This is a genomic window from Pseudoalteromonas xiamenensis (genome assembly GCF_017638925.1).
GTDB lineage: Bacteria > Pseudomonadota > Gammaproteobacteria > Enterobacterales > Alteromonadaceae > Pseudoalteromonas > Pseudoalteromonas xiamenensis.
Map to the genome: position 1 here is coordinate 1,031,416 of NZ_CP072133.1, position 25,563 is coordinate 1,056,978.

26 protein-coding genes and 1 pseudogene are annotated in these 25,563 nt (G+C 42.1%); 17 read left to right on the top strand and 10 right to left on the bottom strand.

Annotated features, from left to right (window positions below; translation table 11 throughout):
• Positions 1–8: 8 nt before the first annotated feature.
• Positions 9–1,514: a histidine ammonia-lyase gene (gene hutH, locus J5O05_RS05065; RefSeq protein ID WP_208843871.1), complete on the bottom strand. Its 1,506-nt coding sequence runs from the start codon at positions 1,512–1,514 to the stop codon at positions 9–11.
• 137 nt (positions 1,515–1,651) lie between these two features.
• On the opposite strand from hutH, the pseudogene J5O05_RS05070 reads away from it, so the two are divergent.
• Positions 1,652–2,552, top strand: a pseudogene (locus J5O05_RS05070) (LysR family transcriptional regulator).
• A 48-nt stretch (positions 2,553–2,600) separates the two neighbouring features.
• Here the strand turns inward: J5O05_RS05070 and J5O05_RS05075 are convergent.
• Positions 2,601–2,807, bottom strand: a complete 207-nt coding sequence (locus J5O05_RS05075) for a hypothetical protein (RefSeq protein WP_208843872.1) — start codon at positions 2,805–2,807, stop codon at positions 2,601–2,603.
• 183 nt (positions 2,808–2,990) lie between these two features.
• On the opposite strand from J5O05_RS05075, the gene J5O05_RS05080 reads away from it, so the two are divergent.
• The 4 genes from J5O05_RS05080 to J5O05_RS05095 all read left to right on the top strand — a co-directional run bounded on the left by J5O05_RS05080 (position 2,991) and on the right by J5O05_RS05095 (position 8,030).
• Entirely contained in the window at positions 2,991–3,704 is a 714-nt protein-coding gene (locus J5O05_RS05080; RefSeq protein ID WP_208843873.1) for a hypothetical protein, read from the top strand.
• Positions 3,705–3,862: 158 nt separating this feature from the next.
• On the top strand, positions 3,863–4,903 hold the full coding sequence (locus J5O05_RS05085; protein ID WP_208843874.1) for a cytosolic protein: 1,041 nt from the start codon (positions 3,863–3,865) through the stop codon (positions 4,901–4,903).
• A 253-nt stretch (positions 4,904–5,156) separates the two neighbouring features.
• Complete coding sequence (locus tag J5O05_RS05090; protein WP_208843875.1) at positions 5,157–6,473, top strand: NAD(P)/FAD-dependent oxidoreductase; 1,317 nt, start codon at positions 5,157–5,159, stop codon at positions 6,471–6,473.
• A gap of 276 nt (positions 6,474–6,749) precedes the next feature.
• A complete protein-coding gene (locus J5O05_RS05095) occupies positions 6,750–8,030 on the top strand; it encodes a hypothetical protein (RefSeq protein WP_208843876.1) in 1,281 nt (426 codons plus the stop codon).
• A 44-nt stretch (positions 8,031–8,074) separates the two neighbouring features.
• On the opposite strand, the gene J5O05_RS05100 is transcribed toward J5O05_RS05095, so the two are convergent.
• Positions 8,075–9,628 (bottom strand): serine hydrolase domain-containing protein, encoded by a 1,554-nt coding sequence (locus tag J5O05_RS05100; RefSeq protein WP_208843877.1) that lies wholly within the window; start codon positions 9,626–9,628, stop codon positions 8,075–8,077.
• 542 nt (positions 9,629–10,170) lie between these two features.
• Between J5O05_RS05100 and J5O05_RS05105 the strand changes: the two genes are divergently transcribed.
• On the top strand, positions 10,171–10,698 hold the full coding sequence (locus J5O05_RS05105) for an AidA/PixA family protein (RefSeq protein WP_208843878.1): 528 nt from the start codon (positions 10,171–10,173) through the stop codon (positions 10,696–10,698).
• 76 nt (positions 10,699–10,774) lie between these two features.
• Here the strand turns inward: J5O05_RS05105 and J5O05_RS05110 are convergent, their stop codons facing one another.
• The 3 genes from J5O05_RS05110 to J5O05_RS05120 all read right to left on the bottom strand — a co-directional run bounded on the left by J5O05_RS05110 (position 10,775) and on the right by J5O05_RS05120 (position 13,633).
• Entirely contained in the window at positions 10,775–11,227 is a 453-nt protein-coding gene (locus J5O05_RS05110) for a DMT family transporter (RefSeq protein WP_208843879.1), read from the bottom strand.
• Between the two features lie 86 nt (positions 11,228–11,313).
• The gene (locus J5O05_RS05115) at positions 11,314–11,898 is read right to left on the bottom strand and encodes a Crp/Fnr family transcriptional regulator (RefSeq protein WP_208843880.1); all 585 of its coding nucleotides are present in this window, start codon (positions 11,896–11,898) and stop codon (positions 11,314–11,316) included.
• A gap of 337 nt (positions 11,899–12,235) precedes the next feature.
• Positions 12,236–13,633: a hypothetical protein gene (locus tag J5O05_RS05120; protein ID WP_208843881.1), complete on the bottom strand. Its 1,398-nt coding sequence runs from the start codon at positions 13,631–13,633 to the stop codon at positions 12,236–12,238.
• A gap of 351 nt (positions 13,634–13,984) precedes the next feature.
• Between J5O05_RS05120 and J5O05_RS05125 the strand changes: the two genes are divergently transcribed.
• Positions 13,985–14,329: a PadR family transcriptional regulator gene (locus tag J5O05_RS05125; protein WP_208843882.1), complete on the top strand. Its 345-nt coding sequence runs from the start codon at positions 13,985–13,987 to the stop codon at positions 14,327–14,329.
• Complete coding sequence (locus tag J5O05_RS05130) at positions 14,322–14,993, top strand: hypothetical protein (RefSeq protein ID WP_208843883.1); 672 nt, start codon at positions 14,322–14,324, stop codon at positions 14,991–14,993. The genes J5O05_RS05125 and J5O05_RS05130 overlap by 8 nt, the downstream gene beginning before the upstream one ends.
• Before the next feature lie 69 nt (positions 14,994–15,062).
• Here J5O05_RS05130 and J5O05_RS05135 read toward each other — a convergent pair whose 3' ends face one another.
• From J5O05_RS05135 to J5O05_RS05150, 4 genes are all read right to left on the bottom strand, one after another.
• The gene (locus J5O05_RS05135; RefSeq protein WP_208843884.1) at positions 15,063–15,959 is read right to left on the bottom strand and encodes an EamA family transporter; all 897 of its coding nucleotides are present in this window, start codon (positions 15,957–15,959) and stop codon (positions 15,063–15,065) included.
• Between the two features lie 85 nt (positions 15,960–16,044).
• Positions 16,045–16,689: a hypothetical protein gene (locus tag J5O05_RS05140; RefSeq protein WP_208843885.1), complete on the bottom strand. Its 645-nt coding sequence runs from the start codon at positions 16,687–16,689 to the stop codon at positions 16,045–16,047.
• 4 nt (positions 16,690–16,693) lie between these two features.
• Positions 16,694–17,182, bottom strand: coding sequence for an RNA polymerase sigma factor (locus J5O05_RS05145; protein ID WP_208843886.1), 489 nt, complete (start codon positions 17,180–17,182; stop codon positions 16,694–16,696).
• Between the two features lie 315 nt (positions 17,183–17,497).
• Positions 17,498–18,655 (bottom strand): serine hydrolase domain-containing protein, encoded by a 1,158-nt coding sequence (locus J5O05_RS05150; protein WP_208843887.1) that lies wholly within the window; start codon positions 18,653–18,655, stop codon positions 17,498–17,500.
• 234 nt (positions 18,656–18,889) lie between these two features.
• Between J5O05_RS05150 and J5O05_RS05155 the strand changes: the two genes are divergently transcribed.
• The 9 genes from J5O05_RS05155 to J5O05_RS21680 all read left to right on the top strand — a co-directional run bounded on the left by J5O05_RS05155 (position 18,890) and on the right by J5O05_RS21680 (position 25,495).
• A complete protein-coding gene (locus tag J5O05_RS05155; RefSeq protein WP_208843888.1) occupies positions 18,890–19,723 on the top strand; it encodes a MipA/OmpV family protein in 834 nt (277 codons plus the stop codon).
• A gap of 9 nt (positions 19,724–19,732) precedes the next feature.
• Positions 19,733–20,122, top strand: a complete 390-nt coding sequence (locus tag J5O05_RS05160) for a DUF3019 domain-containing protein (RefSeq protein WP_208843889.1) — start codon at positions 19,733–19,735, stop codon at positions 20,120–20,122.
• Between the two features lie 10 nt (positions 20,123–20,132).
• Positions 20,133–20,831, top strand: coding sequence for a response regulator (locus tag J5O05_RS05165; protein ID WP_208843890.1), 699 nt, complete (start codon positions 20,133–20,135; stop codon positions 20,829–20,831).
• Positions 20,831–22,114: a sensor histidine kinase gene (locus J5O05_RS05170; RefSeq protein WP_208843891.1), complete on the top strand. Its 1,284-nt coding sequence runs from the start codon at positions 20,831–20,833 to the stop codon at positions 22,112–22,114. The genes J5O05_RS05165 and J5O05_RS05170 overlap by 1 nt, the downstream gene beginning before the upstream one ends.
• Positions 22,115–22,336: 222 nt before the next feature.
• Positions 22,337–23,032 (top strand): fimbrial biogenesis chaperone, encoded by a 696-nt coding sequence (locus tag J5O05_RS05175; RefSeq protein ID WP_208843892.1) that lies wholly within the window; start codon positions 22,337–22,339, stop codon positions 23,030–23,032.
• A gap of 10 nt (positions 23,033–23,042) precedes the next feature.
• Entirely contained in the window at positions 23,043–23,663 is a 621-nt protein-coding gene (locus J5O05_RS21665; protein WP_244369826.1) for a hypothetical protein, read from the top strand.
• The gene (locus J5O05_RS21670; protein ID WP_244369834.1) at positions 23,557–24,681 is read left to right on the top strand and encodes a fimbria/pilus outer membrane usher protein; all 1,125 of its coding nucleotides are present in this window, start codon (positions 23,557–23,559) and stop codon (positions 24,679–24,681) included. Before J5O05_RS21665 ends, J5O05_RS21670 begins: the two co-directional genes overlap by 107 nt.
• Positions 24,632–25,135, top strand: a complete 504-nt coding sequence (locus tag J5O05_RS21675) for a hypothetical protein (RefSeq protein ID WP_244369836.1) — start codon at positions 24,632–24,634, stop codon at positions 25,133–25,135. Before J5O05_RS21670 ends, J5O05_RS21675 begins: the two co-directional genes overlap by 50 nt.
• Positions 25,136–25,255: 120 nt before the next feature.
• Complete coding sequence (locus tag J5O05_RS21680; RefSeq protein ID WP_244369838.1) at positions 25,256–25,495, top strand: hypothetical protein; 240 nt, start codon at positions 25,256–25,258, stop codon at positions 25,493–25,495.
• The last annotated feature ends 68 nt before the right edge of the window (positions 25,496–25,563 follow it).

Genomic DNA, 25,563 nt, shown 5'->3' on the forward strand with positions numbered 1-25,563 from the left:
TTCCATCGTTATAAGCTCCCAGTTTGTACGTTGAACGCCTGTGATTTCACCAACGTGATCATCGCATCAATATCCGGTTTTAATAATCTATCTTCCTCGAGCTTTGCCACTTTCGCTCGGATAATACTGAAGTTTTCTTCAATTAAATCAGAGCATTTGTTTGGACGGCGGAACTCGATGGCTTGCGCTGCATACATTAGTTCGATGGCAAAAATCTTTTCAAGGTTACCAAGAATTTGGTTCAATTTACGACCAGAGATACTGCCCATTGAAACGTGATCTTCTTGCCCCATTGATGTTGGCACGCTGTCCGCGGAGGGCGGGAAACACAACGATTTATTTTCAGTTACTAATGCAGCCGTTGTATATTGCGGGATCATCATTCCTGAATTCAAGCCACCCGACGTCGTGAGTAGGCGCGGCAAACCGTGTAATCCTTCTAGCAATAAATAACAACGTCGGTCAGAGATATTACCCAGTTCAGCGGCAGCAATAGAAGCATAGTCAAGTACCATCGCCAAAGGTTGACCGTGGAAACCACCACCTGAAATCGCCTCTTCCGCACTAATAACTATTGGGTTATCTGTTACAGAGTTCATTTCAATTTCAACCATGTCTTTAAGATGGTTGTAAGCGTTACGTGATGCACCGTGTACTTGTGGAATGCAACGCAGTGAATAAGGATCCTGGACGCGGTCACAATCCGTATGGGCTGCCATATTCTCTGAATCTTTAAAGAATCGACGCATACGTGTAGCCACTTCAATATTGCCTGCAAACGCACGAATTTCATGTAATTCTGGTCTAAATGGTGATTGACTACCTTGCATACCTTCAATGCTCATTGCACCTGCAAGATCAGCTAAATCAAGCAAGTAGCGCATTCTTGTCAATGCCGTGATACCGTGCGAAAGGATAAACTGTGTACCGTTGATAAGGGCTAAACCTTCTTTCGCGTGCAATTCAAGTGGCGCTAAGCCATGTTCTTTTAATGCTTGCGCTGCTGGCACGATTTGACTGCCTTGCCAAAATTCACCTTCACCAATTAAAGGTAAGAACAAGTGTGATAAAGGAGCCAAATCACCAGATGCTCCAACAGAACCTTGCTCAGGAACAACCGGAATAAGGTCTAATTCAATGAACGCCAACATGCGTTCCACCACTTCCAAGCGGATACCTGAAAAACCTTGGCTTAATGCGTGCACTTTAGTGATTAGCATTAGCTTAGAAATTGGTTTTGCAATAGGTTCACCCACCCCTACCGCGTGTGTAATCAGTAAGTTCTTTTGCAGTAAATGCGTTTCTTCAGGAGAGATTTGTGTATCGCAAAGTGGACCGAAGCCTGTGTTGATACCGTAAATTGCTTTATCGGAACTCGCCATAATATCGACATTGCGGCGGCTTTTATTAATTTTATCTAACGCTTCTTGGCACAGTTCAGCCTTAATTGTGCCGTTGGCAATCCCGTTTACGATATCCAGATTTAATCTGTCTACACCGTATTTAAACGTCATATTCGTCTCCTAACTTGCTGATTCTTTATGCGTCGTAACGCTTATATTGACCTTATGCTAGCTTGCTCATGAAGTTTTATAAATGCATAATAATCGTAATTCATTCCGATTCTATCGAACTAAAGAGAGATAGCTTTATGCAAGTCCATGACGTTGATTTACGTTTGCTGCGCATATTTGTCGCGATTGTTGAAAGTGGCGGATTATCGGCCGCAGAGTCCCGTCTTAATATCGGACGTTCAACCATCAGTTCGCATTTGTCGGACTTAGAAGTTCGTCTGGGGCTTAAATTGTGTAAACGTGGCCGCAGACGGATTTGAATTAACCGAGGCTGGTCGCGTAACGTATCAAGCATCACTTGAGCTTTTGCAGCAATGCGAAGCGTTTGCGTCAACCGTGGCAAGTTCTAAACATGAACTTTCTGGACGAGCGACCATTGCCATTATTGATACGATGGTCAGCGATCCACGCCGCGGCGTAGCAAAAGCCATTTCAATTCTCAAACGAAAGGGCAAGAATCTCCAATTCGATATCAATGTATGTGAAGCAAGAGAAGTGGAAACATCCGTTGTCAATGGGCGTTCGCTCGTTGGGCTTGGCGTTAGCCGTCATCAAATTCGCGGTCTTGATTATTATCCACTGCACAACGAAACCAATTATCTCTATTGTGCGCAGGGACACCCACTATTTGACTGCGAGCCGAAATCGTTACATAAACTATTGCTCGACGCGGAAGTCGTCACCAGTAATTACATGCGTGACAAAGAAACGCGCAATGATGGATTAAACTATCAAAACAGCGCAATTGCTTACCACGATGAGGGGATTGCACATCTGATTTTATCTGGCGCATTCATAGGCTATTTGCCCGAACATTATGCCGCATACTGGGTGGATAAAGGTGTATTTAAAGCGATTCTGCCAGAGCAATATTCCTATCAAATCCCTGTTATGTTGATCACATCAAAAACAAACAGCACATCCAGTCTTGCACAAGCCTTAATTGAGGAACTAAAACATTGCCACAGAAAAACATAATGCTAAGTCTAGCGCGAAATACTTCGCGCTAGTCGAGTTCACTGAGTTTTAAACCCCAGTGGTAGGGCCAACACTCGGACCTACGTCAGCCAATTCGCCGACCAACGTTGTCTTTGTTGCAAAACCTTCTGTGCGCGTCGTACGAATATCAATCGTGAGTAACGCACCTGCGACCAACGCCGTCTTATTTAGGGGTAAGGCGTTTTTGTCGTTTGACAGCATTTTCATATTCTTCTTTTTAAGTTTTAGATTCATAACTATCTCCTTTATTAGAATCACTCTAAATACTATTTAACCTTTTGTAATGTGTAAATGAATATTTAGTTAACAGATTAATCCTTCGTAGTGCAACGCTAACGTAAAAATCATGACTTTTGGCACTCATCGTAGGTGACACTTCTGATTAAGATGATTTCAGTCTTCAAAAAGGAGTAAACGATGAACACAATTTACCAAACGTTACTTTATTTACATATTTTGGCCGGCGCTTCTGCCCTCATCTTATTTTGGTTACCAGTCTACTTTAAAAAAGGCAGCCGCCAGCATAATCAATCCGGCCGGGCTTATGTATACGTAATGTATGTCGCGGCGGGTGTTGGCACGATGATGTCATTACTGGGCTTGTGCTACCCTGAAGCATTAGCGGGACGTGTCCTTAGTGCCGCAGAATTACTCCAGTTGCAAGCAACACGTCTTTTTCTACTGTACTTAAGTTTATTAACCGTCACTACGGTACGTCACGCCACTCTTGTGTTACAGGCAAAGCAACAACGTACGCAGCTAAGGCAGGTTAGTCATCTCATGCTGATGGCCGCGTTGTTCATTGCAGGCCCCTGTCTAGCCTACTATGGTTGGACGTTAAATCGAGTATTGCTCATTATTTTTGGTTCGCTGGGAGCTCTGTTAGCCTGTAGTTTTCTCTACTACAGTTTCAAAGCAACACTGTCGGCGAAAGAATGGGTTATTGAACATCTCAGTAGCATGATTGGATCTGGTATCGCTTGTTATACCGCTTTTTTCGCCTTTGGTGGACGTGCGCTTTTTGCACATGTTGCTTCATTGCAACTAATGAGTTGGATTTTGCCAAGTGTGATTGGTGCAATAAGCATTAAGTTGTTAAAGCGTCGATATTCCAAGCAGTTTGCTCGCTAACTAGGTCGTTATAATACGAAAGATTCATCAGGATTTCCCACTGTAATCCTGATGATTTACAACTGAATTTACTCACAAACAACCTGATTGAATTTTGCACAACTTTCATCACCCTCTCAAATTTGCTACAATATCTCACTTGCGTAAATGGAGGATGAATGAAGTTACTGTATTGGCTTGATGACTGGCTAACCCTTTCCAAGAATGAACAACAAGCACAGTTACCTTTTACTGGTGACGATTTACTCGATGATGTTTTTGTAAAATACCACTTCGTTGACCTCGACAAACCTCTCCTCTTTACCTTCTCCCCAGCAGGTACAAATTATCAAGAACATGACTTACATGCGGATTTTTCGCCATGGGGTTATCGCTTGGCTCAGAAGCAAGGGGTAAACATTATTGCCTTTCAGCATTTGGGTCGAAGCAATTGGTTTCGAAGCCGCAATTTAATCTTCTTCTTGGAGCAACTCGCGACACTGCTCGAGCCATTTAATCGACGACTTGGCTATGGTACCAGCCGTGGCGGATTCGGTGTTGGCGCATTTGCAAACCTACTACAACTCGATACCGTGTTACTTTTTCATCCTGTCAGCACAAAAAACAAAGCGAAAGCGTATTGGGATACTCGTTCTAGCACTGACATTGCACAGCAATTTGACTGGGAAGGTGATTATCACGACCTAGATTTAGGCAAAGCGCAAGGATACATTATTTATGATCCAACAAACCCAATAGACCGAAGACACGCGAAACGTTACGCCGGATTGACGCATTTAAGGGTGTTTGGAATGGGTCACGGTACACATGCAACGTACATGAACAAATTTGGTTTTTACAAACAAATCGCTGTCGATTTTATGCGTTCAGAACACATCGACATCGCTCAATTTAGACAGCAAACCAAAACCTTACGTTTCAAAGAAGACTATTACAAACGCCTCAACAAGGCGAATGCTAAATCTCTGCATCGGCTTGAATTACTCAGCAAAGCGCATAACATCTTACTTGAAGAAAAAGTTGAGCACGTACAAGAGCATCAAGCGCAGATTGATATTCAACCTTTGATTGATATCGCCATTAAACATCAAGATGAACATCCGCAGGATGCTATTCAACTCCTTGAAGTTGCACAGCAGCTCGTCCCAGATGATCCACTCGTTGCTCATACATTAAAACAGTTGGATAAAGATGAGTAACACAGGCAACCTAAGGGGATAATTGTCTTGAACCATTCACTTTTAGGTTGTCCTGTTTAACGTATTTCAAGTGCATCTCTACCAATGTCAATCGACACATTTTGAAATAGTTTATCGCTTTAGCTTCCTAAGCTTTAGCGTTATGCTAGTGTTAGCTTGTGCCAGGTTATAAATGACCTGAATATCTATACTGTGTCAAAACGCAGAGTCTTCAAAGTGTTCAGCTCTTTATAACTTTTAAAAGGGCACAATCATGATCAACACGCATCCTAATATTGTCATCATCGGCGGTGGTGCTGGCGGCTTAGAGCTCGCCACGAAATTAGGACATAAATTAGGAAAGTCCCAACGCGCAACCATTACACTTATTGATAAAAACCGTACGCACATTTGGAAACCGTTACTTCACGAAGTTGCGACAGGTTCTCTCGACACCAGTCTTGATGGCGTATCCTACTCAGCTCATGCCGCAAAACATGGCTTTCAATTTATTTTGGGTGAATTTAATGCACTCAACGCAGAATCTCAGACCATTACTCTCAATCAACTTCTCGATGAAAACGGTCAATTGCTTATTCCTCCGCGCCATATTCGATATGATGAATTAGTTATCGCTGTGGGTAGTGTCAGCAACGATTTTAATACTCCTGGTGTAAGCCAATATTGCTACTTCCTAGATTCACAATCCCAAGCCGAGCGCTTTCAACACGCCCTTCTTGACCGATTTACCCGTGTTCACCAAATGGCCAGCGAAGAGCCTGAATCGTCGAACCATTTATCCATTGCAATTGTCGGCGGAGGTGCAACAGGTGTAGAACTGAGTGCAGAGCTTATTCACGTTTCTCAATTACTGAAACATTATGGGATGAGCGAGTTTAAAAGTACCAAACTGAGCATTCGACTAATTGAAGCTGGCCCAAGTATTTTACCTCTGTTACCAAAACGGATCAGTGATGCGGCGCGTAAGGAACTAAAAAACCTCGGTGTAACTGTGCTTGAAGGTACGCAAGTAAGTGAGGCAACCAAAACGGGATTCATCACTAAACAAGGCGAAACTATCGGTGCCGATTTAATGATTTGGGCTGCTGGCGTTAAAGTAGCTGACTTTATTAAAACGATGGATTGTTTCGAATTCACTCGCAACAACCAAATTCTAGTAGATGAATATCTCCAAGCTAAAGGAACTGCGCACATCTATGTATTAGGCGACGCAAGCGCTTGTCAACAACCAGACGGTAGTTTTGTACCCCCAAGAGCGCAAGCTGCACATCAAATGGCAAGTAATCTTGCAGCTAATATTGTCGCAAAACTGAATGGAAAATCGCTCACCGCTTTTCAATATCATGACCACGGTTCTTTAGTCAATTTGGCCCGCTACAGTGCTGTTGGTAGCCTAATGGGCAATTTGACTGGCAACTCGATGTACGTCGAAGGAAAACTCGCTCGCCTCATGTACGTTTCACTATATCGTATGCATCAAAGCGCAATTCATGGGCCAGTTAAAACAGTCGGTTTGTGGCTATGTGAAAAGTTGATGAGAAGTGTCAGACCGAAAATGAAACTGCATTAAAATGCGATTTATATAAATTCAGATGTTTAACGGACCATTTCGAATTTGCTTTGCAATGATAATTACAAAGCCTATCGACATAGTTCGTTAGACATTTCTGAGTGTTTTGTATTGTTTAAGTCTACTTTCGCTTCGTAAGAATCCACTCTTTCGCCAACTCATTTTGATACATAAAATAAACATGATATTGACAACAAATACAAACACCGCCAACATGTTCCTGTTTTAGCAAACCCATCCTAAAACTCATTTACGTAATGCACTATAAGGAAATTTATGAAGCATTCAATTTTTGCAATGGCCGCGCTAATGTCATCTGGTCAAGTATTAGCTACCAACATCGACGTCTATGACAGCGGATACCAATCAAGTTATTTTTGTCTAGATCAACAACTTTACAATGGCGTTCCAAAATACTGCGGCGCGACAGGAACATATACTTATAAGCACATTCCTGTTGCTGTTGAAAAAAACAGTAATCATTTTGAAGTTTTTTCAAATAACGAAAATGGAAACCTCGTTACTTATTTAGTAAAAAACTACAATGAAAAAGTCAAAGTTCATACTGAATACAACTGGAATGATCCGCATACCAACGCGGTTGTTGACGTTGACAAAGATGGCTATGTGTATGTGCAACTCTCGTCAAGGGGCCTCGGACACAAATACAGAAGCGGACATCTGTATAAATCAACAGCACCTTATGGAACTGACTTTCAAAAATTGAAAGGGGCACCAAATCACGGTGATTTTAATCAGTCTTATCCACAACTACACCTAGACCATTCAGCTAATAGACTCGCCATATTTACTCGATATGAATATGTAGGAACCAGTTCAGTAAGAACACTATGGGTAGATAATAACGGTACTGAAAGGAAGTTAGTTGAAGGTGGACATTATGCAGTAAGCGATACCAATGACGATGGAGAATTCTATGTCGCTTATAACTACCATCCAAATTTTAATTTGGACAGACGAGCAAATATTCACGTCATCCGTTCTAATACACTCAACCCTACTGTTTGGTATAACATCAAAGGTGAAAAACTTACACTTCCTCTACTTGAGAACGACCCAAGAACGTTAGTATACAATTCGGAAGCAAAAGGGACCTACATTTACATGAAGGATATTGTTGCAGAAGAAAAAGGCACAGCTGGCGGGGTTCGAATATTATTTACCGAAAGCACTTCTTTTGACCCAACAAAAGGTTCTCGATATGTAAAAGATATGAATATTAAAAGTGCGAACAATATTCAAATTAATACTCTTACAGCGACGAACCATAATTACTCCGCTGCAACCTACCTTACCGATAAATGGGGTTGGCATGTTCAAGGAGCTCTAGTTAACGGAAATAATGGTAAACCTTATTTTGGTGGTGATATCAATTATTTCTCTGATACACGTACAGGTTGGAAATTAGATAATACTACAAAAGGTAATTTTACTTACATTCGCAAAGTTCGAGGCTCTGGCTATAAAGCAGTAGGCTCAAAAGGCACTGTTGATTTACCGTCTAACAATACGCAGGTTCGTATTGAAGTGAAATAAGCAAACTTGAAAAGCCACATTGAGGTGGCTTTTCAATTTATTACTCAGTTTTGTTTGGGTTGTTTACCATTAAACCCTAAGTCTTGAATATACTTAATGGCCTGTTGCTCAAAGTTAAAAAACACCTCTGTGTTGGCTTGACCAATCCAGCTTACAATTCGAATGTTAATGGGATCGACGTTCACCGCACTTGAACCCCAAAATCCATAGTGACCAACAACCGAATAAGTTGCAAACACTTCCTTTTCAAGAGCTAGACCGTAGTAGCTTTTATCACCGGTACCATCAGACACGTCAATCCAGTGACTTTGAAGTGCTTGATTAAGCGCAGGCTCTGTAATAAAGGTTTGGTCTTTTAACGCTTTAAAAAAACGATTTAAATCATCCAAAGTAGAAATGATCCCGCCACCCGCCCAGATAAATGACGTATTTACCCCCAATTCAAGTATATTATGATTACCCGAAAGTATAGGCGCTATCCATGACTCAATCGGAATGTAGAAATAATGGTCGACAGGGCCTTCGCCCACTTTAGCTTCGTGAAAATCCATGTAAGTCATAGACATATTGAGTGGTGTAAACACCATCTCGTGTAACAGTTGTTCAAAAGGCTTATTGAGATACTTGGAAATAGCCCATGCAAGCAAATCGATATTAGTATTGGTGTAGTTGTAAGCCTCACCCGGTTTATGAATTCGATTTCTTGTCATGCCGCGTTCAAGAAACTCTTTGATTATCAAATCGGCATGCCAAATATCAGGTACGTTCATATCTTCACCTGATAATACTTCCAGTATCGCCCTACTATCAGGTGAATCGGGTTCACTTAGATAGGAATTAAAGTCATCTAGTCCTGATGTTTGGTCTAGTAGCTGTCTTACCGTTAACTTACCCCCGTATTTTTGTTGTCCATCATCGTAGAAGTCATCCACAACAAATCCACTTGGCATGTCTTCATTAGTAATTAACTCCGCCAAGGTTGTATCTAACGATAATCGACCCTGTTCTATCAGTTTAAAAACAACCGCTGCTGACAACGTTTTAGAAATACTGGCAATTCGAAATTGCTGGTCGCTTGTCATCGGGATGCCTGTTCCGTGATGCGTCTCACCTAAAGCACCGCGCCAAATAACGTTAGGGATATTAAAATCAATCAAGGCGGACATATTTATCGTCTTTGCATTTGCAGATTCAAAATTTAGTTTCAGTAGTTCATCTAACTTTGGAAATATAATCTCTTCAACACTTTGAGCTTTAACTGTAAAGGTTGCTTCCCTTTTTGACTTGAATTTATCTTCCGCCGTAATTTTAAACGTATACGTACCGGGGATATTTGGCAGGTCGACTTCGATACTCTGATCCTGTTTGCCTTCAACATGTAAAATGGCCGAAGTAGGTCCACTCACTTGCTGCCAGCGGATCTCAGTAAGGTTATTGTCTTTGTCTGTAACCGACGCGATAAGCACAGCTTGGCTAGTTACAACCTGTGTAAGATCTGGCCGTTCTACTTGTATGTCCGGTTTGTGGTTTCCGGAAAAACAACCGGATAACAACGACGCGGAAATACCGAGTGCGACTAAGTGAAAAGATGTTTTCATTTGAATTCCTTTTTTATTGAATTACAAGCAGCATACTTGCGCTAAAAGTAATTCACTGTCAGGAATCGTTCATTTATTGATACTGTTTGTAATTTTATGTAATGAATCGCAACGATGACAAATTAAAGATACGGTGGATAGATGAAATACTCACCCACCAATAACTAGCCTAAATAAACACGTTCATGCTGATTTATAGACTGTTTATCAAATTCAAATCGGGGTACACCTTTAAGAAACTGACTAGATCACTCAAAAATAGAGAAAACTTATAAATGCATTAACTTAAATTGTTTTGAAGATTCAATCCAAAAACCAAGGATGTACGGAATTATAAAACTAAAATTTGCCAATTTTTTTAAAACATGACCTTGCGGAATTCAAATTCACCGTTACTATTAACTCGAATTTTACATTTAGATAACCGTATTTTTATCTCGTATTATTCAAACACATAAATGTAGTTGTATATCCGTTTTGCTGATACCCACGGAGTAAAGGGGATTGGTAAAACAACGTGAAATTACCTTTAAGGAAAAATTATGGCAATTCAACGCATTGAAGTTGTAGTCGATTGTGAGAGCATCGAAAACGGGGCTGCAGCATATACTGCTGTTAATATGTTTGCGTCACCAGATATTATTGTAAGCAATTCTCAAGGTTCGTATGAATTGAGTGTACGTGTAGATAATGACGATGTACTTCGATGGTCAGCATTTCCAAAAGTAGTACAGCCAGAAGGCAGTACAGAAAACTACGCGGTGATCATTTCAGCGGAACACGACTGGAATAACAATACCCTACTAAAAGATTGGACTGCATTTCAAGGTGATATGGACGTCTACGTGTATGAGAGTGATGCCATCAGCATGAACGACGATGGTGAAGTGCCTGTAAAACGAGTTACAGGCTACCAACCTTACGTTCAAGCAACTGCTCGCCTACCTGGTCGCCCAGATCCGGGTACATCACAAATTGAAGCTTATACGTTTTGGGTAAAAGTATACAAAGGCTCACAGTTGATAAAAGAAATTAACTGGGACCCATATGTAACGGTAGTTCAACCATAATTTCAGGTTGACTGTTAAAGCCAATTTTAAAAATTGGCTTTAACTTGATTACTCTGTCCATTTCACCAGCTCGAGGCTATTCTTTGTTTATCAAAAGAATGCCAAAGATTAGCAGGGTAGCACCTACAAGCTTTGTTGTAGAGAGCAGCTTTTGAGGCGAATCAAACAAACCAAAGTGACTGATCAACATTGCCATCAACAGTTGGCCTGTTAACGCATAGCTCATTAAATTGCCTACACCCATTTTGGGAATGAGCCAGTACATGCTGCCAACGCCAATTACACTCAAAAAGCAAGATAGCCACAGATACCAAGGAATTGCACTTGTTTGAAGCTGCTCAAACTGAGCACTAAGAGACTTAAATTGAGTGACGATTAGCACAAACCCAATAAGTAGAAAGCTCGTTAAAAATGCGTAGCTTGTGGCAAGCCAAGCATTATTGAAATGTTGTCCGAGCCTCGCATTCATTGCCGCTTGCACAGCAATACAACTCCCCGCAAATAACGCAATAGGCCAAAGAAACGTCATAACAGACTCCAAGTAGAGTACGAGTAAGTAACGAGTTTAGCGCCTAAGCAATCGACAACGCATTTACATATGTTGAGACAACGGACTTATTTTAAATCTTTACGGACACGACTTAGCTGAGTTGGTGTAATACCCAAGTAACTCGCAATGTGGTATTGCGTTAACCGCGAAATTATTGCCTTATGGGTATCCAAAAACGCCAGATAACGCTGTTTGGCGTCGAACTGTAAATATTCAATCTCTTTTTGTTCTTTTTCCAACAACCAGTGTGTTTCGAGGTAATTAATCTGATAGATCATAAGGTCGGGTTTGGTAAGTAATGCGGATCGAAATAGCTTAAAATCAATTTCAATGAGTACACAGTCTTCGAGTGCCTCGATTGCAAGCAAAGTTGGCGTACCTTGCAAAAGAGCAGACATACAGCCTGGAAATCGACCTTCAGCAAAGAAGTTTTTATTAAATTCATTTCCTCGTTCATCCACGACATAACTTCGCATCAACCCTTGGTGAATAAAAGCAAAACTCGTTGGTATCTCTCCGATCCGGTATAATAATTGACCTTTCTTTAGATGTTTCACCTTGCACGCATCCAAGTAAAGTCCAAGCGACTCTTTACTTAATGCACTGTAGCGATGAACAACTTGAGTTAGATGAGCGATTGCGTCGAGCAAATGAGGTTCGTCCAGTATGTGTTTAAAAAACTATAACAGGCAGGCTAGTGGCATTCAATTAACGGACCCCAGATAACGCCAAAAGCGCTCACAAATGAGCATGATAAAAACAGAGTTCAACTTAGCATTACCACCTAGAACCTGCGCGACAGTCTGCGTTAGTTCAAAGGCTCGATTTGATATGAGTATCCGATACCGATCCTACTCATTTAGTTTCGACCGTTGTCACGCCCAGACCACTTCGGTTAAATATTCCAACCACCTACGCCTTCAAATTCAGCGATCCCTGTTTGCCTTGATAAGCCAAGGTAAACTTCGAATGACAGTCTCTTATTTATTAGAGATTGCTGTTCTCTTTTGAAGTGCTCCCCTCGACAATCGACAGGTTACCACTTGCATAAAACGTTAGTGTCCCAAGACGCTCTGGAAAATATCGAGTTTGATTGAACTCGTGGATTTTCATCACTTGATTGAAATGAAACTTTGACTCTCCATTATCTACATTGTTCACAGCCCACTGCTCAAGTGCATCGGACTTAGAGAATTGCTCTGGCATCTCGTCTTTATCCGCAAGTAACTTACTCCAAAGTTCTTTTTGTATTTGAGCTGGAGAGCCTTCCATTTCCTTCAACGCGTCATTAATCCAGCCTACTCCAAATTCATTATACGCTTTGAGCACGTTTTTATAGAGGCTACGGCGGTCGGATTCGGAAGCGATATCGTCTTGCTGAGCAACATAGTCACCTGACTCGGTTTGGTAATATTGTCGATGCGCTTGATAATTCACTTGTTCACCGAGGTACGCAAATAAATCCTGTTCCGAGTCTTTATCGACGTCATTAAACATAGCCAACATGTCATCAATCTGATGTGTCTTAATAAGACTTGCCATATCAACAATGCCCCTAGTCTGTTCAAACGAGCTTTGAGAAAGATGTGTATTGAATTGGACGGTTTGCTCGTCTGACATTTTACCTGTGATTAAAAGCTCGGCGTAGCGCTTGGACAACTCCGTGTCTGCGTTCGCCGCTAAATAACCAGCCTTAAAATCCATGCCATCTTCACTTGCAGTGAACAATACATTTTCTAATCCTCGATCATCTAGCCCAACTGGCGGAGGATTCTTCTTATATGATTGGCCATTTTCAAGGAGCGACTTCATCGCGCCAATTGAAGACCTTAAGGCGTCCGCAGAGAGATCATTGAGCGCGGGAATAAGCCGTTCCGCTAATTTGCTACTTTTATTTTGCAAAAAATCATACTGCGACACTTCCACCATAAACTCCGCAAGTTGACCAAGTTCTTCATCGGTCAACTTAGTCGCCAACTCGAGTAATTCTTTCGTTGGTTTCACATGCTCAAACATTAGTTTTTGGTCACCACTGAGCCTTTCAAGCTGATCCAAGAACGCATTAATGTCGTCGGCTTCGGTTAAATCACCATATTGGTAGGTTCGCTCTTTGTTCGGGTTACCCATTTCAATCGCACTCGATTGAATTCGATAATGCCTCATACCAACAAAACGAGAATACTGCTGCAATGATGCATTGCGACCTTTAAATGGATCTTCATAGGCAATAACAGGCGCATTCTCGAATTCTTTGTATTTATCTAATTCGGTAGTTTGTTGGAAATTGCGGGCAGCCTGAGACATCTCATCAAGCGTAGTTGACGAGGGTGCGGTATCCGATTTTGGCAACAACACATTGGGAAGGTTTGGTGAGTTAATTTTCATCTCAGTCCTTTAGATGACAATAGCTATGTCTCATTATCGGCTACAAAGCTCAAAACTTGAGCATTATTTATTACCTAAACTCATTTCAAATATGTCGACGAAGCTATGAGTGTTGAACATTTCAATCGCCCCCTACCACACAGCTGACATAGACATAGACATAGACATAGACATAGACATAGACATAGACATAGACATAGACATAGACATAGACATAGACATAGACGCAGCTTTGCTTCAAACAGGCCACATCTTTTTCAATAAAATTTACTCTACTTTGTAGATTAAACCCTTGCATTCACTTAAAGTGCAAATTACACTCAATATATACTCTACAATGTAGTAATTATTATGAATGAAAAAGAAAAGTACCTTGGCGAATTTGAACAGATGGTCTTGCTCGCTATTGCTCGACTAAAGCAAGATGCCTATGGTGCCACCATTCGGCAATTGTTAGCAGAAACCATTCAACGTGACGTCTCTATTGGCGCACTCTATACCACATTGGATAGGCTCGAGAAAAAAGGGCTTTTAACCAGTATGTTAGGTGAATCGACCAGCGAACGAGGTGGTCGAGCAAAAAAATACTTTAATGTGACCGCTGATGGCCTTCAGGCATTGAAACGTTCAAAGGATGCGTTAACTAATTTATGGCAAGGACTCTCCTTCCAATTAAAGGGAGATTTTTTTGGCTAATTATCAACAACCACCCAAACTCGCCGAACGCTTTTTACGCTGGTCACTACCGGAAGAACTTAAAGAGCCTTTGCTCGGAGACTTGGCCGAAGAATTTCAGTTACTTCATTTTAGCAACCAAGCTTGCGCAACTCAGTGGTACATAAAGCAGGTACTTCGTACGTCAAATCAATATATTTGGCAAACTAAAAAAGGAATACTTATGTTCGTATTAAGCTTATTCGTGTTTTCTGCAATGTCATACATGGCGTTGTGGTTCAGTGTTGATGGCAGCATCGGCGATACTTTTGCTGATTTGCCATCGCTCATATTGACGTTTCCACCTGCAATTTTATTTGCGATTGGCGTCACATCGGTCAAAGACATGAAAAATGCTTTTGCACTTTTGTATAATGACGAGCTCGCATTGAGTTCGTTACAGATGCAAAATGCAAAGCAATTCTATCGCGTGTTGGGTAATACTGCCGTGTTGATGTCGATATTCACCGCGTTTATTGGTGACGTTGCCATAGCTGTAAATATCGAAAATGTAGAGCACGAATTTGGCCCTGCACTTGGCGTTTGCATGCTTGTTTTGATGTACAGCTTCGGACTAAAAACAGTATGTTACGCAGCAGAGCAAAAGGTTCAATACCGTTTGAACTCGCTAAATGCGGTCACGTAGTCCTCTACCTTTAGACAACTGGCGCCAATTTTATGCTTTCGTGCAAAGCACCAAATCAATGAAATGGCGCTAACCCAAGTTTTTCTGCAAGCTTGGCGCCACCAAAAGTGCCAATAACCTTTTCCCCAACACGCAAATAACGAGTCCGGACATAATCATCAATGCACCAACAATTTCACTGGTTTCTAAACTTTCGTTAAGCATAATGTTGGAGGTCAACATTCCGACCACCGGGATTAATAATGCAAACGGAGTGACCGAAGCTGCTGAGTAATTTTTAAGCAACGCTCCCCAAAGGGCGAATGCAAGTAGAGTCGAAATGTAGCTAACATAGGCTAATGCTCCCCATGTTTTCATAGAAGTCGACAGTAAAACCTCGACTGGATTGGATGTTTCCATTAACAAAGATAGCGCCAACAGTGGCAAAGGTGGTATCAAGCTCACCCAAATTATAAAGTGAAACAGATTTACTCCCTGCATTCTTTTCATCATCACATTGGCAATCGCCCAGAAAAAAGCAGCAGATAAAATCAGCATCAAACCGAGTACGGTAATATTTCCCCCTGCATTAAACATATAAAAACTAAATCCAATCACGGCAATACCAATACCTGCGATTTGTACTTTCGCAATATGTTCTTTAAGAAACAGCACACTGAGCACGATGGTGAAAAACACTTGGGCTTGCAAGATGAGTGACGATAGACCCGCGGACGCATCCGATTTCATGGCAATAAACAATAAACCAAACTTGAAGACTCCTAAAAACATACCTACGCCAATCACATTCCATTTCGATGTTTTAGGAAACGGTATAAATAACACCGCAGGAAGTGCTACCACCGCAAAACGCAAGGCAGAAAAAAGAATCGGTGGCAGTTCCTGAAGCCCCACTTTGATGAATGAAAAATTTACTCCCCAGATCAATACCACCAACAATGCTAAAAAAATGTCTTTGGTGTTCATTCGCTTTCCCTATATTTGAGATAGATTTCCTGCCAAACGAAGTGCATAGCCTGTGTGCCTTTGCACGATGGCACTTCGAGTCACTTTATACGCCTTTAAGCTCCCGCATGTCTGCTATTAATTCTTCTAGCTTTTTGAATTGTCGACCGTAAACCACATTGAGATCAAAGCGATAAATAGCCTCTGAATAACGAACAACGACAACAAACACCAAGAGTATCACTAACCAAAGGTAATACGGCACATCAAAGAGAACATAGTCCGTTGGAAGTTGGGTCAAACACAGAGCCAAAACCTTGTGACCTGCTTGACTTACGATCGCTTGCGTCACCATACCTAGATACAACAAAGGGTATGCAACACGATAATACGCCCCATATGCTGCAATCGAGCTCTTTAGCCAAAGATCAAAATTCTGTAGATAATCTAGACTACTCTGCCCTTTCGATAAATCATACGATTTGTTCAACTCTCGCTTTGCGATATAAATAAGCGGAGAAACTAACAAACAAATGTACCCACCTAATAACGGCGCACCTATCATCGTCATCACAACGAACATCACCGCACAGCCGATGATGATCGCTTTGATATTTAACGCAAACATCGCTTGAAGCTTATCGACAATATTTTGCGATTTTTGATTGTATAAATCATTAACTTTTGGCGCGGAAAGTTCACCTTCATTGACAAACCCTTGTTTCCACATCGCTTCGATTGATTTGCTCATACACTCACCCCGTCTGATGAATAATTTTGTTAATGCGTTCTTTAATTCGCGAAACTCGAACACCAATGCTATTGCTACTCGCGCCAATTATCTCCGCAATTTCGGCATAGGATTTTTCTTCCAAATACAGCAATATCACCGCTCTATCAATTTCAGATAGATGCTTTATTGCGTTGTAAAGTTGATTAATTTCATCTGAGTCAAATGCTTTTACCTCGTCGAATTCGAGTTCAGATAATGCATCTGATGCAAATCGCCTTTCTCCACGCTTGTGCTGTTTTAAATGAGTTAAACACACATTGAGTGCGACTTTGTAAACCCATGTAGACCATTTCGCTTGTTCATTGAAGTTCGCTCGGCTTCGCCATATCTGTAAACAGACTTCTTGGTAATAATCTTCAAAATCCGCATGATTATGAGTGTAGGCTCTGCATATTTTGATAATGATCCCTGCATACGGCAAAATTGATTGCTGATAAAAGTCGCTTCCCATTCACCCCGTTCCATAAATTGATTTGTTCTTATTAGTGACCTCTGCGCGCAACTTATTACAGGCTACTGGAAAAATTTTTGATAGGAAAAGAAAAATCGAGGTAAATTCAAGGAAAAATGAGGCATCGCTTTATGTCCAAGCAGACGTTTCAAAATTTCATTTGTGTAATTTTCAGATAACGTAGACGCACGTTTTAGGAACTCGATATGACGACAATCGCTTGACTCGTTGCGTCATCAGGTGGGCGTTTATCAATGAAGTAGGCAAAACGAAAATGAGGAATTATGTCATTCCTCACTTTCTTCTCACGTTGGCTTACTTTGTCAATTCATTGACCACCTTTTGGTATAACGCATCGTGCGCATCATCACAGGCTTTGTAACCGTTGCAATTCACTAGCATCGCAACCGTCGTTTTGCTTTCGACAACGTAAAAATTATAGGTCGCATAACCCAATTCAGAACCACCATGATGTATAACATGCTTACCGTTAATCATCTCTTTAAAAAGTCCAGCACTGTATTGCAGTCCATTGATCCCCGTTGGGATAAAGTGATCATCAGCCATCAGGAATTGATGTGTTGACTCACTCAAGAGCGCTCCCTCAACTATTATTTTGAGTAAATCTGCCATGTCTTTCGCATTGCCGACTACAGGGGCATCGGCCACACCAATGTTTTGATAAAACGGCCGAGTGTTCAGCATACCATCTTCATTTTTAAAGTAGCCGGAAGTAATGGAGCCTAGATTTTGTTCCACACCACCATAGCTCATACTCGTCAGCCCTAATGGCTCGATAATCATCGAACGCATTGCGCCTGAATGATGCGCGCCAAGTACCTTATCTAAAATAAGACCACTCAAAATATAACCTGTATTTGAGTATCGCCAGCCCTGACTAGGCGTAAAATGCGCTGGTTTGTCCAATGCAAATTGCAGTGCAAATTCATCCATTTTAATGCTGTCAGGATCCTCAATAACTGCGTCATAAAATGCGCCATTAGAATCATTTAAATAATCGAATAGCCCAGCAGTGTGTTGAAGCATTTGCCTTGTTGTCATGATAGATGCATTGGGAATGTGATCGGTAATGTCCGGCGCAAGATACGCTGTTATCGGTTTATCCAAATCGAGTCTCTGCTCCTGTGCAAGCATTCCGGCTAACAAAGCGGTTAGCTTTTTCCCAGCACTACCATTTGGAATGCGAGCATCTATTTGCATAGGTGCATTTTCTTCCTGATCGGCTATCCCCGCAGCACTGTAAAAATGCAGTTGTGGAGAATCAATGTATAGGACTACACCGGGCAACTCGCCGAGTACCGCATTCTCAATTAATGCTTGATAATCGAAAGGCGTGGAAGGCTCAGTTTGAGGCTCTGGCGTTTCGCTGCCTTTCGAGCCGCATGCTGTGAGCGCGAGTGACAGAAAACAGGTCGTTAGTGTCGGTAGCACGTGTTTAAATTTTAATTTCATTTTGACATCCAAATTAGTTTTGATGTCACTAACTTAGCGCGGCACAAAACAGCAAGCTGTATCGCCTTTTAACGATATGTATCTCTTTGTATCAATATCACCTTGTGTTTCTAACCTACTGCTTTTGATTGGTTTTAGGTGATACACATTGATACACTCATAGACTGACTGTTACGGTTAAACTCCATCAACCGAAATAGGATAACGGCAAATTAACTATCATAAGAAATTGCAATGAAAACGTTTATATTCACACTTTTCTTTTTTTTTAGCGCACTTAGCGCCGCGAACGAAACCCAAAATTCGGCTAATTGGGTGGATGCGTTTACAAACAAACGAGATGCTGGCGGTTACTTATCTGTCGGCATTGCGGTTCAAAATCAACAAGGCCTATATCAATCTTCAGGAATTAAACTAAAAGGCAATGTTCACGGGGCCTATTACTTTGAAAACGGCTTTTTACTCGAGTTTCCAGGGTTGTCCGACAAATTTGAAAGTCAATTTGCATTGGGATACAACATCGCTAATCTCGGCAACTGGGAATTTGACGCGCTGCTTTCGATGGCACATGGAGAAATCAAATACAACGCACAGCAAGATGGGTTCAGTAAAGAAGCGTCGCCCTATTTTGGTCTACGCGCCATGGGCACAATTGCAGACTTAGACGCGATGTTTGTGGTGGGCACAAACAGCAATAAAATGGATTACAGTGGTGGGGTTTACGCCGCTGCATGGCTTGCAAAAAGCTGGAACATTAACAATTGGACTCTGTACTCGTCTATTGGCGCGCAGTACCGCAATGATGCCATACTCGATTATTATTATGGCGTTCCAGAGTCCGCGCAAGTTACAGAGCCATTTCAAGCAACTGGTGGATTTAATTACCTCTATAAATTGGGCGTCAAAAAACCGCTCGATGAACATTGGCTTATAGAAGGCTTTTTTAGTTACACCCACTATGCGTCAAGCATTGTCGATAGTCCTTATTCGCAGAACATTCTCAAATTCAATGAGGGTCGAAGCGACCAAGGCAGCCTGTTTAACCTGTCTATCAACTACGTGTTTTAGGAGTAAAAGATGAAAAACATCCTTCAATTACTCCTATTAACCTATGCGGCGATACTGACTAATCCAAGTCTTGCTGAAACAACCGAACACACCGTCAATCTGGTTGTTTCACCAAAACAATGTACTGCTTTAAAACAAGGTGATACATGCTATTTGGATTTAGATGTCGTTTGGAATATGCCGTCTACGTCGGATTATTGCCTTTATGCAGACCAGCAAAAACTTAAATGCTGGCATAATGTTGACCAAGGCACTTGGCAGCAAGCCTTGACTATCACCGACAATATGGAGATACGTCTTACGTCACTCCACCAACAAACGCTGCATACACACACCATTCGCTATGCATGGGTACATAAAAAAAATAACAGCAAAGCCATGCGGTGGCGCATGTTCTAATGGAGAGCCAATGACTTCAATCGTATTAGTAGAAGATGATCAAGAACTGGCTTGTTGGATTGCCGAATACTTACGTGCAAAACAATATCATGTCACCGTGTATCACGATGGAAAGCAAGCCTACGAAGCGTCGCGTCGAAGTATTCCTGATCTCGTTATCCTCGACGGTATGTTACCTTCAATGGATGGCCTCGACATCTGTAAACTAATACGGTTGCACTCTCAAGTCCCAATCATTATGTTAACGGCTCGAGACGAGGAAATTGACGAGATTTTAGGGCTGGAAATGGGCGCGGATGACTACCTCACCAAACCGGTTCGCGGTCGATTGCTTGAAACCCGCATCAAATCGCTGTTAAGACGCATAAACCCAAGCCAAACAGTGTGCATCGAACAAGATGTTTTTACTCTAGGTGAGTTAGCTATATGTAAGTCTGCTCGCACGGCTGAACTTGGTGGCATTCATTTGAAATTATCGACCAATGAGTTTGATGTCTTATGGATACTTGCACAACATGCCGGCAATGTTGTCAGTCGAGAATCTTTAAGTCAGCAACTACGTGGCTTTGAGTATGACGGCTTTGATAGAACTATCGATTTGCGGATTTCGCGGTTAAGAAAAAAACTCATGGACGATGCAGCTGAGCCTTACAAAATCAAGACGATTTGGGGTAAGGGCTATTTACTTGCCCCTGAGATTGCCCGCTAATGTGGCGCTTTACTCTGGCGTTACTCCTCCTCGTTGTGATGGGTAGCATATTCGTTGGTCAACTTTTTGATGCACTGGCCACACGTCAATCAGAACAACGATTAAGTACAGAACAACAGCAGTTGATGAGTCAAGTAAACCTCATCCAGAGTGCGTTAGCATCTGGGGTTGCTGTAGACACACTTCCTAAATGGCTGGCACTCAGTTCAACGACCTCCACTGTTCGTTATGAAATACAATCGCTCAAAGACTACCCATTACCCGTCGCCTTACTTGACCAATTGAAGTCTGCTGGCGCGGTATTTTTAGAATCGAATGATGGGCTTACAGCCTATGCGTTCATCGACCCAAAAACGGTGCTTCTTATTACACAAAAAATCGGCAACGAATCAGATACTCTTCCCTTATTGCTTACTATCGGTTTTTATGGGGCTTTACTGTGTTTATTGTTGATATTTTTAACGCCGTTTTTGCTGCGAATTTATCGCCTACGTTCAGCAGCAATGGCCTTTGGTGAAGGCAAACTGACTACGCGTTTGACCGTAGGATCGCTTTGGTATCTTAAAGATATAGAACAAACGTTTAACCTAATGGCCGAACGCATTGAAAATCTCATGCAAGACATGCGCTTGCTGTCTGGTGGTTTGTCACACGAGTTACGTACACCACTGGCGCGGATCCGAATGGGGTTAGATACGCTTTGTGATACTGAAGACGAATCACTGCGCACCAAATACGAGCTACGCATCAATCAAAATTTAGATGACATGGAAGCGCTCATAAATGCGTTACTCAAATTTGCCCGGTTGCAACACTCACTTAATGATACTGAAAAATCGCTCGTCAATGTGCAAGCCGTACTTAGGCAACTTTGCACGAAGGCCAATGACCCACGCTTGTCGCTGTTTATAGAGGGGGACGAACATTCGATTGTCGGTCATGAAAATTACCTCAGCTTGTTGTTCAGCAACCTCGTGACCAATGCACTGAAACATTGCAACGAAAAGGTCCGTGTAACGCTTAGCCAAGCGAATTCTGCCGTCTTGGTAAGTGTCGAAGACGACGGTACTGGAATTGCGACAAGTGATTCAGAAAAAATATTCAAACCATTTGTTCGTTTAGCGCAGCAAACAACAGCAAGTAAGGAAGGATTTGGCATTGGGCTGGCACTAGTTGAACGGATTACGCACTGGTTGCAGGGTGAAGTGAATGTCGAGCCAAGTGAGCAATTAGGCGGCGCGCGCTTTATGGTAACTTTGCCTCTTTCTAAACCGCCACGTTAGCCTGTTCGGGCGGTTCATTTCGGCTTCTGAATATCTCGATTTTATTAACAAAGTGATTAAAAAACTGACGAATTTTCTCAAAGCGGTATAATACCGTTTTTGAAGCCAATTCTTTTGGTTGTTCGCTTGCTGATGACGGACACGTTCTACGTTTTTGATAACGTTGAAGGTGCGCACCGTGTTTAGCAAATGGTAAGTCACGTTTTCGGAGTTGGAAGTCAGATGCGTAAACTGTTTTTACTTTTCGTGTGGTTATCCGCACCTGCAATTGCTTATCAAGTTCAACCAATGATCGTTGATCTTGCTTCTCATGGAAAAAAATCGTTAGTCACCTACCGACTGCAAAATCCGAGCGAAAGTACGCTCCCCATCGAAGTGGAAGTCTTTAAGCGTACCTTTGATGAAAACCAAAAAGAAGTCTTGGTCAGTGCTGAAGAAGACTTCATTGTTTTGCCTCCACAAATTGAAGTGCCAGCCAATGGTTATCAAGTGTTTCGTGCTAAATATTTAGGGTCACCAGAGCTGAAGAAGACGGAATCTTACCGCATCGTGTTTAAACAGCTTCCTTTACCTAGTGAAAATGAGCAGTCCGGTGTAAAAATGGTTTATAACTTTGCAACACTGGTTTTTGTGAGTCCTGACGGCGTGCAAGCGCAGCTCACGAACACACTGAATTGTGAAAAACTGGACGAATGTAAACTGACCATCCGTAATGACGGAGAACGTGTTCTAGATTTAGCTCAGTTTGAATATCGCTTTCATCAAGAAAATACTGTCATAAATTGGGCCGATTTTCAGGCTGTGACATCTGGTCGCTTTATCATGCCCAATCATTCGATGAGCGTTGACTTAAAAACCTTATTGAAAGATAAACCAACCAAAACGGTCACGATAGTCAATTTGTCTAATAAGAAGTAATCATTTAACGATGTTGAACAAAGGCTCCAAGACTTGGCCTTGGTTATGCAAACCTGCCTTCTATACCCTGTTGGTTACCTGTGCGGCACAAAGTGCCGCGACAGTTTATTACATGGATTTTCCCGTGCGGCTAAATGTTGCCGAAGTGGGGCAAATTTCTGCAGCCGTCGATGGTTTTGAGCTTGCCTCTGTCAGTGCTCGTGAATTTAGACAAAATTTGCAATCCGTGTTGAGTACCGAAGTCTTAGCTTGGCTGGCAAGTCGCGAAGATGAAGCGATCACCCCGGATGAATTCAAAGCTCATGGCATTACGCTTGTGATGCAGCCACAAGATCTTACTATCGAAATGACTTTGAGTGAATCCGCGATGGCCACCGACAGTCTATCTTATGGCCGCGAAAAACATTTTGAAATTCCCAAAGGGGAAGCCTATTGGGCAATGTTAAATAACCTCAATTTAAGCCATGAGCGCAGTAACAATAATCAAAATCACCATTCACAATTTGAATGGCTAATAAACGGCAATGTGGGTGGTGGCAACGAGACTCAATTTTCAAAGCTCAGTCTTTTGGGAAAGCGGCACCAGCGAGGAAAGCCACGTTTATCGAGGCGATACCTCCCTGTTTTATGATATGCCTGAAAAGCCTCTGCGAATGACTCTCGGTGATACGCAAGTAAACAGCACGGGGCACTTGGCTGAAATTCAACTTGCGGGTCTTGGCATCGAAAAAGCTTATTCGAAGTTACAACCTCAGCGCAGGGTCTCGCCTAGCAACAATCAACAATTTGTGCTGCCTCGTGGCGCTACCGTTGAAGTGTTTATCAACGAGTTTTTGATATCTCGATTGAGACTGCAAGCTGGACGTTACAATCTCAGCGACTTGCCGCTGACTTCCGGCGTTAATAATATTCACCTGATTGCGACCTATGCCAACGGCGAAACACAAGCATTCCATTTCACAACGCACTACAATTCTCGGTTGCTCGCAAAAGGACTTAGTGACTATTCACTCGTTTTAGGCTTTGTTTCGTCTTTAGATAATGGCCACTATCATTATGACGATGAAGCTTTGTTATCAGGTAGTTACGAATATGGTTTGACTGATACGATAACGGTTGGTCTTAATGGTGCGGTCCACGATTTAGGGCACGTTGTTGGTTCGACAACCTCGCTCAACACGCCACTTGGTAATCTATCTCTGCGTTACTCACGAAGTAAAGCACCTCAAGTATCTGGGTACGCTTATTCAATAGAAACTGAACACAGCGTCTTTGGCAGTGGCAACTTTGGTTCACCAAACTTGCGTTTAGGCTATGAACTTAAAGATGATTTTACGAATACGCCGTGGCTCGACCTCAACACAATCAACAATACCAGACGTGCCTATTTTGATTATAGCTACGTCATAAGTGACACGATGGATTTCAACTTAAATGCGTCACGTTCAACGGACAGTGATCACCAAGTTAGTAAAAACGTTACGGCAGAGTTTAACGTCCGCTATGATGGTTTTCGCGTCAGATTCGGTTATAACCACAATAACAGCGAAGACACGCGCCTCATTTCAGATAATCAATTTGTACTAAATATCGTCTGGAATGGGTTTAACCGAGAGACCAATACGCGAACTAGAGACTCAGTACGATAATCGCACGAAAGTCGGCAGTGCAAGTTTCGAAAGAACCAACAACAACTTTGTACATGATTATGGCTATGAACTTCGCTCGGAAAGAGGCAGTGATTTTCGGCAAGAACAAGTCAAAGCCAGTTACACCGGTGCTTTTTTTAGAACGGACGTAACCGCGAATAATTACACGCGTCTTCATCAATATGCCGACAGCAGTGCAAGCATCAATTTATCAACAAGCGTCGGTATTGCTGACGGGCATGTCGGTATGGGATCAACCACAACCGCTCCTTTTGCTGTCATTTCGAAACACAAAACGCTTAACGATACAGAAGTCGCCGTCAACGTTGATAGATTGGGTCGAGCGCAAACAACTCCTTCAACACAAGTAGGCGCGTTAATAAACCTTGGTACGGGCTATGCCGCAACTCAATTCAATGTTGATGTACCCGATGCTCCGCTGGGATATGATTGAAATTCAGGCACTTACACCCTGACAGGCGGCGCGGCGACTGGTCACTATATCCAAATAGGCTCTGATCTCTCTTTCACCGCGATAGGTGCGCTACAGGACGAACAAGGCATACCCTTTGCAATGAAACGTGGACAAGTCATAAAAGTAAGCCCTGACGATAATACTCCTGTAATGAGCTGGCCAATTTTCACTAATCGTGCAGGCCGATTTGTTGTGGAAGGCATTAGTGCCGGCGACTATCTAATCGAAGTCGGAAGTGCAAAAGGCAACTTCCAGATTTATGACTCTGAAAAGCGCTTTGTAAAAGTAGGTCGTATCACGCTCAAGCAAACTAACTTAAAAGGAAACTCAAACAAATGAAATTAAGGAATCTGGTTTTACTTGTATTGGGTTACTTGCTGCTAATCAACAATGCCGTTGCAAAACCG

Bases quoted from the DNA above. Each gene is read 5' to 3' on its own strand.
- hutH (WP_208843871.1), bottom strand. From the start codon at position 1,514: ATGACGTTTAAATACGGTGTAGACAGATTAAATCTGGATATCGTAAAC.
- J5O05_RS05075 (WP_208843872.1), bottom strand. From the start codon at position 2,807: ATGAATCTAAAACTTAAAAAGAAGAATATGAAAATGCTGTCAAACGAC.
- J5O05_RS05080 (WP_208843873.1), top strand. From the start codon at position 2,991: ATGAACACAATTTACCAAACGTTACTTTATTTACATATTTTGGCCGGC.
- J5O05_RS05085 (WP_208843874.1), top strand. From the start codon at position 3,863: ATGAAGTTACTGTATTGGCTTGATGACTGGCTAACCCTTTCCAAGAAT.
- J5O05_RS05090 (WP_208843875.1), top strand. From the start codon at position 5,157: ATGATCAACACGCATCCTAATATTGTCATCATCGGCGGTGGTGCTGGC.
- J5O05_RS05095 (WP_208843876.1), top strand. From the start codon at position 6,750: ATGAAGCATTCAATTTTTGCAATGGCCGCGCTAATGTCATCTGGTCAA.
- J5O05_RS05100 (WP_208843877.1), bottom strand. From the start codon at position 9,628: ATGAAAACATCTTTTCACTTAGTCGCACTCGGTATTTCCGCGTCGTTG.
- J5O05_RS05105 (WP_208843878.1), top strand. From the start codon at position 10,171: ATGGCAATTCAACGCATTGAAGTTGTAGTCGATTGTGAGAGCATCGAA.
- J5O05_RS05110 (WP_208843879.1), bottom strand. From the start codon at position 11,227: ATGACGTTTCTTTGGCCTATTGCGTTATTTGCGGGGAGTTGTATTGCT.
- J5O05_RS05120 (WP_208843881.1), bottom strand. From the start codon at position 13,633: ATGAAAATTAACTCACCAAACCTTCCCAATGTGTTGTTGCCAAAATCG.
- J5O05_RS05125 (WP_208843882.1), top strand. From the start codon at position 13,985: ATGAATGAAAAAGAAAAGTACCTTGGCGAATTTGAACAGATGGTCTTG.
- J5O05_RS05135 (WP_208843884.1), bottom strand. From the start codon at position 15,959: ATGAACACCAAAGACATTTTTTTAGCATTGTTGGTGGTATTGATCTGG.
- J5O05_RS05140 (WP_208843885.1), bottom strand. From the start codon at position 16,689: ATGAGCAAATCAATCGAAGCGATGTGGAAACAAGGGTTTGTCAATGAA.
- J5O05_RS05145 (WP_208843886.1), bottom strand. From the start codon at position 17,182: ATGGGAAGCGACTTTTATCAGCAATCAATTTTGCCGTATGCAGGGATC.
- J5O05_RS05150 (WP_208843887.1), bottom strand. From the start codon at position 18,655: ATGAAATTAAAATTTAAACACGTGCTACCGACACTAACGACCTGTTTT.
- J5O05_RS05155 (WP_208843888.1), top strand. From the start codon at position 18,890: ATGAAAACGTTTATATTCACACTTTTCTTTTTTTTTAGCGCACTTAGC.
- J5O05_RS05160 (WP_208843889.1), top strand. From the start codon at position 19,733: ATGAAAAACATCCTTCAATTACTCCTATTAACCTATGCGGCGATACTG.
- J5O05_RS05165 (WP_208843890.1), top strand. From the start codon at position 20,133: ATGACTTCAATCGTATTAGTAGAAGATGATCAAGAACTGGCTTGTTGG.
- J5O05_RS05170 (WP_208843891.1), top strand. From the start codon at position 20,831: ATGTGGCGCTTTACTCTGGCGTTACTCCTCCTCGTTGTGATGGGTAGC.
- J5O05_RS05175 (WP_208843892.1), top strand. From the start codon at position 22,337: ATGCGTAAACTGTTTTTACTTTTCGTGTGGTTATCCGCACCTGCAATT.
- J5O05_RS21665 (WP_244369826.1), top strand. From the start codon at position 23,043: ATGTTGAACAAAGGCTCCAAGACTTGGCCTTGGTTATGCAAACCTGCC.
- J5O05_RS21670 (WP_244369834.1), top strand. From the start codon at position 23,557: ATGTGGGTGGTGGCAACGAGACTCAATTTTCAAAGCTCAGTCTTTTGG.
- J5O05_RS21675 (WP_244369836.1), top strand. From the start codon at position 24,632: ATGGGTTTAACCGAGAGACCAATACGCGAACTAGAGACTCAGTACGAT.
- J5O05_RS21680 (WP_244369838.1), top strand. From the start codon at position 25,256: ATGAAACGTGGACAAGTCATAAAAGTAAGCCCTGACGATAATACTCCT.